Source organism: Chloroflexota bacterium (assembly GCA_011322445.1).
Taxonomy (GTDB): domain Bacteria; phylum Chloroflexota; class Anaerolineae; order Anaerolineales; family DRMV01; genus DRMV01.
Genome location: DRMV01000037.1, coordinates 81,681 through 92,973 on the forward strand (window position 1 = coordinate 81,681; position 11,293 = coordinate 92,973).

General features: G+C 61.8%; 5 protein-coding genes and 1 pseudogene. 5 read left to right on the forward strand and 1 reads right to left on the reverse strand.

The window, feature by feature from the left end; all coding sequences use genetic code 11:
• Positions 1-28: 28 nt before the first annotated feature.
• Entirely contained in the window at positions 29-1,405 is a 1,377-nt protein-coding gene (locus tag ENJ54_07855) for a dipeptidase (GenBank protein HFC09743.1), read from the reverse strand.
• A 154-nt stretch (positions 1,406-1,559) separates the two neighbouring features.
• Between ENJ54_07855 and ENJ54_07860 the strand changes: the two are divergent.
• The 5 genes and pseudogenes from ENJ54_07860 to ENJ54_07880 form a co-directional block, all read left to right on the forward strand.
• Positions 1,560-2,264, forward strand: a pseudogene (locus ENJ54_07860) (hypothetical protein).
• Positions 2,265-2,650: 386 nt separating this feature from the next.
• A complete protein-coding gene (locus tag ENJ54_07865) occupies positions 2,651-4,135 on the forward strand; it encodes a bifunctional folylpolyglutamate synthase/dihydrofolate synthase (GenBank protein HFC09744.1) in 1,485 nt (494 codons plus the stop codon).
• The gene (lon, locus tag ENJ54_07870) at positions 4,132-6,579 is read left to right on the forward strand and encodes an endopeptidase La (protein ID HFC09745.1); all 2,448 of its coding nucleotides are present in this window, start codon (positions 4,132-4,134) and stop codon (positions 6,577-6,579) included. Before ENJ54_07865 ends, lon begins: the two co-directional genes overlap by 4 nt.
• 143 nt (positions 6,580-6,722) lie before the next feature.
• The gene (locus tag ENJ54_07875) at positions 6,723-9,056 is read left to right on the forward strand and encodes a sodium-translocating pyrophosphatase (GenBank protein ID HFC09746.1); all 2,334 of its coding nucleotides are present in this window, start codon (positions 6,723-6,725) and stop codon (positions 9,054-9,056) included.
• Between the two features lie 122 nt (positions 9,057-9,178).
• A partial coding sequence (locus ENJ54_07880) for a tetratricopeptide repeat protein (protein HFC09747.1) occupies positions 9,179-11,293 on the forward strand: 2,115 nt, incomplete at its 3' end.

An 11,293-nucleotide genomic window follows, 5' to 3' on the forward strand; every position in this document is an offset into this window, starting at 1 on the left:
AACTTGGGGAAGAGAGAGAAGTCTCTCTTCAGGCGGTTTGACCGAATTGATAGAAGAACCGCACCAGGGCCTCCATGCCTTTTTGCCATGTGGGCAGGTGCAGGTTTTCGTTAGGGGCGTGCAGGTTGCCATCGGGAAGGCCGAAACCGGTGAGCACCGATTCCAGCCCCAGAATTTCTTCCATTTGCGCCACGACCGGAATGCTGCCGCCTTCCCGGCGGTAGAAGGGCTGCCGCCCCCAGGTGGCTTCCAGCGCCGCGGCCAGGGCCTGCACCGCGGGGGTGTGGATGTCGGTGAGGGAAGCCGGCCCGCCAGCCATGACGTCGAGTTCCCAGCGGATGGTAGCAGGCGCGTGGGCTTTCAGGTAGGCTTTGAGTTGCTTGGCCACCTCGTCGGGGTCCTGGTCAGGCACCAGGCGGCAGGAAATCTTCGCCATTGCGTAGGAAGGGATCACGGTTTTGGCGCCTTTTTCAATGAAACCACTGTAAAGGCCGTTGATTTCCAGCGTGGGGCGCGCGCCGGTGCGTTCCACCGGCGTGTATTCGGGTTCGCCCCAGAGTTCGGGCACGCCGGTCTGTTCCAGATAGAACGCGGTGGGGTCGAAGGGTAGTTGCGCCAGCGCCTGGCGTTCCTCGTCGGTGAGGGGGCGCACCTTGTCGTAAAAGCCGGGCAGGGTGATGCGCCCGTGTTCGTCGTGCATGCCCGCGATGAGTTCGGCCAGCGCCTGCGCGGGGTTGTGCACCACGCCGCCGTAAATGCCGGAATGCAGGTCGTGGGCGGGGCCGTAAACCCGCAGTTCGAAATAGGCCAGCCCGCGCAGGCCGTAGGTGATGGTCGGCCAGTCGGGGCCTAACATGCCTGCATCAGGGTTCAGGCAGACGTCGGCAGCGAGCAGGTCTTTGTGCTCGGCGATGAACGTGGCGAGGTCGGGCGAGCCGATTTCCTCTTCCCCTTCGATGATGAATTTCACATTGACCGGCAAGCCAGCCTGTGCGGCGGCTTCCACGGCTTTCAGGGAAGCCATCACCTGCCCCTTCATGTCGGTCGCGCCGCGGGCGTAAAGGCGTTCCTCGCGCACGGCAGGTTCGAAGGCCGGGCTTTCCCACAATTCCAGCGGCTCGGCAGGCTGGACGTCGTAGTGGCCGTAGATGAGCACCGTGGGCGCGTTTTCGCGCGCCGCGGGTAGTTCGCCATACACCACGGGGTGGCCCGCGGTAGGGTAAACGGCTACCTGCTGCGCCCCAATGGCACGCAAGTTGTCGGCCACCCAGTTGGCCGCGCGGGCGATGTCTTCCTGATGTTCGGGCGTCGTGGAAATCGAGGGAATGCGAAGGAAGGCTTCCAGTTCGGCGAGGAAGCGGCTGTGGTTTTCCTGAAGGTATTGCAAAGCCTGAGAGAGGGACATAGGAAACCTCGCAAAATGAGATGGAAGTATTATACCGCTAAGCAAGGGCGCTTTCCCGACCCTCATCTGTTTCTCATGGGATATAATTTCCTAAAATCCGTCAGAGCGCTTGGGCTGTGGAGAGGCAGCCGTTGGGCAGGTGACGATGAACGCTATGGAGCGGGAAAGACGCCGTTACCGCAATTTGGATGCTGACAAGATTGTCGCCACGGCCACGGTGTTGTGCCGCCGCATCAAGGAGCGGTTTCCGCAGCGGGGGCTCAATCAGGTGTGTGCCGATTTGCAAAAGGCCGCAGAGGAAACCCGCCAGCGCGCGGCGTGGATTGCGCGTCCCCATTGGGCGATTCGCCTTGCGATTGTGTTGGTGGTGGGGGTGCTGTTGTTGATTATGGCGCGTTTGCTCTTGATCATTCACCTCGATGTGCGGCAATTGCAAAGTTTGGGCCTGGCCGATTTTCTGCAAACGCTGGAGGCGGCGATCAATGATGTCATTTTGATCGGTGCAGCGCTGTTTTTCTTTTTCACGGTGGAAGCCCGCCTCAAGCGCCGCCGTGCGCTGGAGGCGTTGCACGAATTGCGCTCGCTGGCGCATGTCATTGATATGCACCAGTTGACCAAAGACCCGGAGCGCGTGCTGAAACGCGGGGCTTCGACGGCTTCTTCCCCGGTGGAGGATTTGACCCTTTTCGAGCTTTCCCGCTACCTGGATTATTGCAGCGAGATGCTTTCGCTGATTGGGAAAATCGCCGCGCTTTATCTGCAGGAATTCGACGACCCGGTGGCTTTGGGGGCAGTGGATGAAATCGAAAGCCTGACCACCAATCTTTCCCGCAAGATCTGGCAGAAACTGCTGATTGTGCATTCGTTGATGGAAAAAGAGCAGGCCGGCGTGCTGCAAGCAAGGGTGGGGGAACGCGTAGGCGGAGAGGGGGGTGGGCAGATAGTCGGGTAGTCAGGTGGTCGGACAGTCAGGTGGTCGGAGGCAAGCGGCGTCGCTTTTGCTCAGGGCGGCACGGGGCATCACAGCACAGGGCATCTGGGCATCTTTTTCCCCATCGGTGCAAATCGGTGGCATCGGCGGATTTTTTTCTGTGCAATCTGCGAAATCTGCGGTTTGTTTTTCCCCCGCTGCCCTTCGACTTCGGGCTTCGACTGCGCTCAGCCCTCCGCTCAGGACGGCACAGGGCATCAGGGCATCCGGGCATCAGGGTATCTTTCCCCCCATTGCGGCTTTGGCCCGCGGCGATGAAAGGCTTTTCCCTTGCCCTTCCTTTGCCGCGCGGTTACAATCACGCCATGCCCGAATACGAACCCGATTATCAGGCTGCGCTGGATTTTCTTTACAGTTTCATCGATTACAGTTTGACGCGCAACCTGCGAAATGCCCCCGAAAAATTCGACCTGGCGCGCGTCGAGGCGTTACTGGAAGCCCTGGGCGACCCGCATCGTGCCTACCCCGTGCTGCACATTGCTGGCACGAAAGGGAAAGGCTCGACAGCGGCATTGATGGCCGCGGCTTTGCAGGCGCAGGGCTACACAGTGGGGCTTTATACTTCGCCGCATCTGGAAGATTTTGCCGAGCGCATTCAGGTGAATGGCCGCCCAATGCCCCACGCGGATCTGCCGCGGGTGGTGGCGCGCCTCGAGCCTTGCATCGCGCGCATTCCCGGGCTCACGACTTTCGAACTCATCACGGCAGCGGCCTTCCTTTACTTTGCCGAGCGTGCCGTGGATGTGGCGGTGGTGGAAGTGGGCCTTGGCGGGCGGTTGGATGCCACCAACGTGGTGCACCCCCTGGTTTCGGTGATTACGCCGATTTCTTACGACCACACCGCCATTTTGGGCAATACGCTGGAAGCCATTGCTGGCGAAAAAGCGGGCATTATCAAGCCGGGCGTGCCGGTGGTCATGGCCCCGCAGCCGCCCGAAGCGCGGCAGCGCATTGCGGCGGTGGCTGCCGAGCGAGAGGCTCCGCTGATTGAAGTGGGGCGCGATTGGCTCTACGCGCCGGTGGCGCGTTCGCTGGAAGGACAGGTGCTCTTCGTGTGGCACAAAGCCGAGCAGCCGCTGGTGGATGCCTTCGTGGAATCTGGCGGTTTTCAGGAATGGGAACCCACCCGCCTGCGCATTTCGCTGCTGGGGCCGCATCAGGTGATCAACGCGGCCACGGCCTACGCCGCGCTGCAAACCGCGCGGCGGCAGGGGCTGGCGCTGTCGCCGGAAGCCATCCGCCGCGGGTTTGCCGCGGCCCGCTGGCCCGGCCGTTTCGAGGTGCTGCACCGCAATCCCCCGCTGGTGGTGGATGGCGCGCACAACCGCGCCGCAGCCCATCAAATTCGCCTCACGCTGGACGAATATTTCCCCGGCTGGCCGCTGGTGCTGGTGTTTGGCGCCTCGGCCGATAAAGACATCCGCGGCATGTTGGAAGAACTGGTGCCTCGTGCCCGGCGTGTCATTGTGACCCGTTCCCACCATCCCCGCGCCGCCGACCCCGAAGACCTGCGCGCCCAGGTGCACCAACTCGGCCGGGCGGCTCAGGCCTTTGCCGACGTGGAAGACGCCTTGCAGGCGGCTTTCCGCGCCGCGGCGGGTGAGGCTGTGGTGTTGGTGACGGGCAGCCTCTTCGTCGCCGCGGCCGCACGTAGCGTTTGGCACGCGGCCCACCTGGCTTCCAGCCACTGGCAACCCCTTTCCTTGCACCGTATCTCTGCTCCCTCAGGTGGCTTATGAACCACGATTACGAAGAAGACCATGACCTCTTTGACGATACCCCCCCGTGGGACCAGCCTTTCAACGACGACGCCGCGGCTGCGTTGCGTTCCCAAACCGAGGCGCTCTATGCTGTGCCGGAGCCCCGCCCCGACGAAGATGGCCTGTTGACGTTGCCGGCGGTGGTGCTGGCCGATAGCATTGTCTTCCCGCATCTGGTGGCACCGCTTATCGTGCCCGGCGAGGAAAACGTCGCCGCGGTGCGCGCCGCAGTGGAGAATGCCACGACCCTGGTTGTTTTCTTGCTGAGCGACTTGAGCAAGGAAAGCCCCACCTGGGCCGATGTCTTCCCGATGGGGGTCGAGGTTGCCGCGGGCTTTCCTTATGCCATGCCTAACGAAGCCCACGCAACGCTGATGCAGGGACGGCGGCGGGTGGAATTGGTCGAGGTGGTGGAAACTTCCCCCTACCCGGTGGTGCGGGTGCGCCCTGTCGCGCCCCCTGAGCCGGAAGACGCCGAGAGCCGCGCGCTGATGAAGGCCGCTTTGCGCACTTTCGAGCGTTTTGTGGAACTCAACGACGCCCTGCCCGAGGAAACCTACCTCTACGCCCTTAATGCCGACCAGATGGGCTGGTTGGCCGATTTGATGGCGATGGCGCTTTCGCCCGACCACGCGTTGCTGTTGGAGGTGCTTGGCCTGGCCGACCCTGCGGCGCGGTTGCAGCGCGTGCTCGAAGCCATGCAGCAAGAGGTGGCGCGCCTGGAACTGGAAGACGAAATTCACAGCCGGGTGCAGGATGAAATGGACCGCAACCAGCGGGAAGCCTACCTGCGGGAGCAGATGCGCGCCATCCAGACCGAACTCGGCGAAGGGGATTTCTGGACCCAGGAAATCAACGAATTGCGGGAGCGTGTCGAGAAGGCCAATTTGCCGGAGGAGCCGCGCGCCCGGGCGTTGAAGGAAATTGAGCGGCTGGGGCAACTGCCGCCTATGGCACCTGAAGTGGGCATTTTGCGCACTTACATCGAATGGATTCTCGACCTGCCGTGGACCGAGGCCACCGACGATAATCTGGATATCGCCCACGCGGCCGAAGTGTTGGAAGAGCACCACTATGGTCTGCCCAAGGCCAAAGACCGCATTTTGGAATACATCGCAGTGCGCAATTTGAAGCCCAAGCGCACCCGCCAACCCATTTTATGCTTTGTAGGTCCGCCCGGCACGGGGAAGACCTCGTTGGGAAAATCCATTGCCGAGGCGTTAGGGCGCAAGTTTGTGCGGGTTTCCCTGGGCGGTGTGCGCGACGAAGCCGAAATTCGCGGGCATCGGCGCACCTATATCGGGGCGTTGCCGGGGCGCATTCTGCAAACCATGAAGCGCGCCAGCACGATCAACCCGGTTTTCATGCTCGACGAGGTCGATAAACTTGGCAACGATTTCCGCGGCGACCCTTCTGCGGCGCTGCTGGAAGTGCTCGACCCCGAACAAAATTACGCTTTCTCCGATCATTACCTGGAACTGCCTTACGACCTTTCCAAAGTGCTTTTCATTACCACCGCGAACACCCTCGCGACCATTCCGCCGGCATTGCTCGACCGGATGGAAGTCATCGAGTTCCCCGGCTATGTCGAAGAAGAGAAAATTCACATCGCGCGCCGCTTCCTCATCCCCCGCCAGATGGAAGAAAGCGGCCTTTCGGAAGAAGACATTCGTTTCACCGATGCGGCCCTTCGCCGGGTGATTCGGGAATACACCAACGAGGCCGGGGTGCGCAACCTGGAGCGCGAAATTGGGCGCATTTGCCGCAAGGTCGCGCGTTTGAAGGCGGAAGGCAAGCGTTTCCCTCATCGTATCACCGGCCGCACGGTGGCGCGCTTCCTCGGCCCCGCGGTGTATTTCGATATGGAAGCCGAAACGGAAGACGAGGTGGGGGTGGCGATGGGGCTGGCCTGGACGGTCACCGGCGGCGAGGTGATGCCCGTTGAAGTGCTGTTGATGGATGGCAAAGGCGACCTGCGCATTACCGGCCAGATTGGCGATGTGATGCAGGAATCGGCTCAGGCGGCGCTTTCCTATTTGAAAGCACATCGCACCGATTTTGGCCTGGAAGCCGAGGCTTTCGAGAAGACCGATATTCACATCCATGTGCCGGAAGGCGCGGTGCCGAAAGACGGCCCCAGCGCCGGCGTGACAATGGCTGTGGCGCTGATTTCGGCTTTCACCCACCGTCCCGTGCGTCACGAGGTGGCAATGACGGGCGAAATTACCTTGCGGGGCAAGGTGCTGCCGGTAGGCGGCGTGCGAGAAAAAGTGCTTGCGGCGCACCGGCATGGCCTCAAAACGGTGATCTTGCCGGAGCGCAATTTGAAAGACCTGGAGGACGTGCCGAAATCGGCATTGCAGGCGCTGCGCGTTGTCGCTGTCTGTCGTTTGGACGAAGTGCTGACGGAAGCCCTGCGTTAAGGGGGAAATTGTCACCTCTTTACCCTCTGTGCCGCTAACTGGCTTGACATTCTCATCGTCCTTTTATAAAATCGGGCTACCGCCCATTGTGCGTGGCGTCACAATGGGGACGTTATCTTTTACCCTGGAGGAGGCTTAGACGCATGAGTTTATTGACCCCCGCTGAACAAATTGCCATTTGGGTGATTTTAGGCATTGCCATCCTTGGCCTTGCCTACGCCCTCTTCCTGCGGAACCAGATTCTGCGGGAAGACAAAGGCACAGAGAAGATGCAAGAGGTCTGGAGCGCCATCCGTGACGGGGCGGTGGCTTACCTGAACAGCCAGACCAAGATTATCATGCCGTTCATTTTAATTCTGACGGTGCTGCTTTTCTTCTCTGTGTACATCGTTCCCGTTTCCGAAGAAGCCATGCAGCGCTTTGCCGGGTTGCCTGTTGGAACAGTCCGCTTGATCATGGGTGTTGGTCGGGCGGGCGCTTTTGTTTTAGGCTCCCTGTTCTCGCTGGCTGTGGGGCAAATTGGTATGCGCATGGCTGTGGAAGGCAATGTGCGCGTGGCTTCGGCGGCGCGGCGCTCGTTTGGTGACGCTCTCCGCATTGCCTACCGTGCGGGCACGATTACCGGCATGCTCACCGACGGTCTGGGGCTGCTGGGCGGCACCATCATCTTCATGTATTTCGGCATTGCCGCGCCCGACGCCTTGCTGGGCTTTGGTTTTGGCGCCACGCTGATTGCCCTCTTCATGCGCGTGGGCGGCGGCATTTACACCAAGGCCGCGGATGTGGGCGCTGACCTGGTGGGTAAGGTGGAAGCCGGCATCCCCGAAGACGACCCCCGCAACCCCGCTGTGGTGGCCGACCTGGTGGGCGACAACGTCGGCGACTGCGCCGGTATGGCTGCCGATATTTTTCAGTCCTATGAAGTGACCATCGTCGCTGCTTTGATCCTCGGCCTGGCCCTCTGGCACATCACCGGTAGCATGGCCTGGATTGTGTATCCGCTGCTGGTGCGTGGCATTGGCGTGTTCTCCTCCATCATCGGTACTTACCTGGTCAAGGGCGGCCCCGACAAGGGCGGCGACGCGATGAAAGCCATTTTCAAAGGCTTTCTCTCTTCCGCAGCCATTTCGACGGCCTTGTTCTATGCTGTGGGCTGGTATTACCTGGGCGTGATGCAAAAAGGCTCGTTGCCCGGCGGCTGGTGGCGTGCCCCGACGGCGGTGGCTGTAGGCGTGCTCCTCGCGATTGCCAACGACCGCCTGACCGATTACTTCACCGGCGCTGAAGGCAAACCCGTCCGGGAAATCAAAAAATCAGCCGACACCGGTTCGGCAACCCTGATTTTGCAGGGCCTGGCAGTGGGGTACGAATCGTCGGTTTGGGCGATTCTGGTGATTGCCCTCACCATCATGGGCTCGGTGTGGATCTTCCAGGGTATTCCCGGGCTGACCGAGGTAGAAAAGATCACCTACATCCTCTACGGCGTTTCCATGACCGGTATCGGTATGCTGACCCTCACCGGCAACAACGTCGCAATGGATTCCTTTGGCCCGATTTCCGACAACGCCAACGGCATTGGCGAAATGTCGTGGGCTGGCATGGAAGACGAAGAGACCAAAGTGGCCCAGCAGATCATGGCCGACCTGGACGCGGTGGGCAACACCACCAAGGCCATTACCAAAGGTGTGGCCATTGGCTCGGCGGTCATCGCCGCGGTGGCCCTCTTTGGCTCTTACATGGTCGATGTGAGCAAGGCGCAGGCGCAGGCAGGCGTGCCTGATGCGTTGCTCTTGAAGAACCTTGGCATTCGTGTTAACGTGCCTGAGGTGTTCGTGGGCATGCTCATCGGTGGCGCGTTGCCGATGCTTTTCTCCGGCTATGCCATTCAGGCCGTGCGCCGCGCGGCTTCCCTGATGGTGGATGAGGTCCGGCGGCAGTTCCGCATGGGCGTGCTGGAAGGCAAACGCAAGCCTGACTACCAGCGCCCGGTCGCGATCTCCACTGTGGCTGCGCAGAAAGAGCTCATCGCCCTCGCCATTCTGGGCGTGGTCACCCCGATTTTGGTCGGCATGTGGCTGGGCGTGGAGGCGCTGGGTGGCTTCCTGGCCGGTTTGATCCTCTCGGGGCAGTTGCTGGCGGTGTTCATGAACAACGCCGGTGGCGCCTGGGATAACGCCAAGAAGACCATCGAAGACGAGCCGAAGGACCCGGCCAACAACCTGGGCAAAGGCTCCGACCGGCACAAAGCCAGCGTGGTTGGCGACACCGTCGGCGACCCGCTGAAAGACACCGCCGGCCCTGCGCTGAACCCGATGATCAAGGTGGTCAACCTGGTGGCTGTGATTGTGGCCCCCATGGTGGCGCAGTACGAGCATTTCGGTGTGGGCGGTTGGGTGCTCTTCTTCGCCATGCTGGCTTCCCTGGTTTGGGCTATCTGGTTCAGCCGGCGCAGTGAGAGCGCTCCCTCGCAGGAGTAATTTTGCGCCTTCCCTTTCTCGATGGAATGAGCAGGCCATCGCTTCGGTGGCCTGCTTTCTGTTCTCATGGGGCTTGCTTTTCTGGCGAAGATAGGGCATACTAAGGGCAAGGGAGAAGAACCATGACCAAGATCAATTTGCGCGCCTATAACCGTCAGATCGGTGAACTGATCAATCGCGGGGCTTATGACGAAGCCATTGCCCACTGCCGGCACATTTTGGGGGTTTTCCCCAAACACGTGGAAACCTATCGGCTGCTGGGGAGCGCCTATTTGGAAGTGCAGCGTTACCAGGAAGCCGCCGATATTTTCCAGCGCGTGCTCGCTGCTGTGCCCGATGATTTCGTAGCGCATTTTGCCCTGAGCAAAGTGCGCGAGCAGGCCGGCGATCGCAAGGCGGCACTCTGGCACATGGAGCGGGCTTTCGAGGTGCAGCCCTCGGCCCCTGCGGTGCAGGATGAATTGCGGCGCTTGTACGAGGCTGTAGAAGGGCTTGCGCCGCCCCGCCTGCGGCTGACGCGGGGGGCGTTGGCGCGGATGTACCTGCGCAATGGCTTGAGCGCCCAGGCCGTGGCCGAATTGCGCTCTGCCCTGGCCGACGAGCCCCAACGTGCCGACCTGATGGCCCTTTTGGCTGAGGCCCTTTATCAGAACGGGCAGGCTGTGGAGGCGGCCAACATGGCGGCTTCCCTTTTGCGCAAACTGCCTTATTGCCTGCAGGCCAATCGTTTGATGGCGCGTGTGTTGGAAGAAACCGGTCGGGCGGAAGAAGCCAAGCCTTACTTGCAACGTCTGTATGCTCTTGACCCCTACGAGGCTTATTGCTCGCCTTCCCGCCCCACTGTTGACCTGGTGCCGGATGAGGCAGTGCAACTGGAGCAGTTGGAATGGATGCCGGAAATGGCCTCCCCCGCGGCCTGGGAAGAAGTGCCTGCCGACCAACCGCTCGCCTCGGCGGAGGAGACACGCTCGTTGCCTTCCTGGTTTGGGGAGCCTGAAGGATTGGAAGAGCCTGCCGAGGCGGAGGAAGAGACCCCGGCGCTGGAATCGGCTGAACTACCGGATTGGCTGCAGGCGATGGCCCCTGGCGGCGAGGTGCCTGCCGAGGCCGCTTCTGAGGAAGACGAGGTGCTCGATGCCGACATTGACGAGGATTTCGCGGCCCTGTTGGGGGGTGTGGGAGCCTCGGAGGCTGAGGGGGCGGAAGGTCTGTCTTTGGAGGAATCGCCTTTGCCCGACTGGTTGGCAGGTGTGGGGGAAGAGCCGGTGGAGGAAGGCGGTGCGGAGGCGACTGCCGAAGCGGAACTCCCCTTGCCGGAATGGTTGAGCGGGGCTGAGGAAACCACCACGGCCGCGCCTGAAAATGAGCCGGAACCCGCTGGGGGGGAAGCCGTGCCGGAATGGCTGGCGGGATTGAGCGAAGAAGTGTCTGCTGAGGCCGAGAGTGAAGGCGAAGAAGAACTGCCGGCATGGCTGACGGAAGTCGCGGCTGAGGAACCGCCGACGACCGAGACCGAAGCGGGCGAAGCCGAAGCGCCTGGGCCGAGCGCAGACGAGGCCCCTGCGCTGAGCGAAGCCGAAGCGGCTACCGAAGCGCCGCCGGAAGGCGAAGACGATGCCCTGGCGTGGCTGGAGAGCCTGGCGGCAAAGCACGGTGCGGCGGAAGAGGAACTGCTGACTGCGCCGGAAGCGCGGGTCGAGCAACCGCCGGAGTGGGTGGCGGAGATGGCCGAAAGTGCGGAGGAAGCGCCTTTGGAAGTCGAAGCGCCTGTGCTGAGCGAAGCCGAAGCACCGGTTGCCGAAGAAGCAGCGCCATCTCTCGAAGCCGAAGCGCCTGCGCTGAGCGCAGACGAAGCGGCTGCTGAAGCCCCGCCGGAAAGCGAAGACGATGCCCTGGCGTGGCTGGAGAGCTTGGCGGCAAAGCACGGTGCGGCGGAAGAGGAACTGCTGACTGCACCGGAAGCGCGGGTCGAGCAACCGCCGGAGTGGGTGGCGGAGATGGCCGAAAGTGCGGAGGAAGCGCCTTCGGAAGCCGAAGCGCCCGGACTGAGCGAAGCCGAAGCCCCTGTGCTGAGCGAAGCCGAAGCGCCTGCCGAAGAAGAAGTGCCGGAATGGCTGGCGGGATTGAGCGAAGAAGTGTCTGCTGAGGCCGAGAGTGAAGGCGAAGAAGAACTGCCGGCATGGCTGACGGAAGTCGCGGCTGAGGAACCGCCGACGACCGAGACCGAAGCGGGCGAA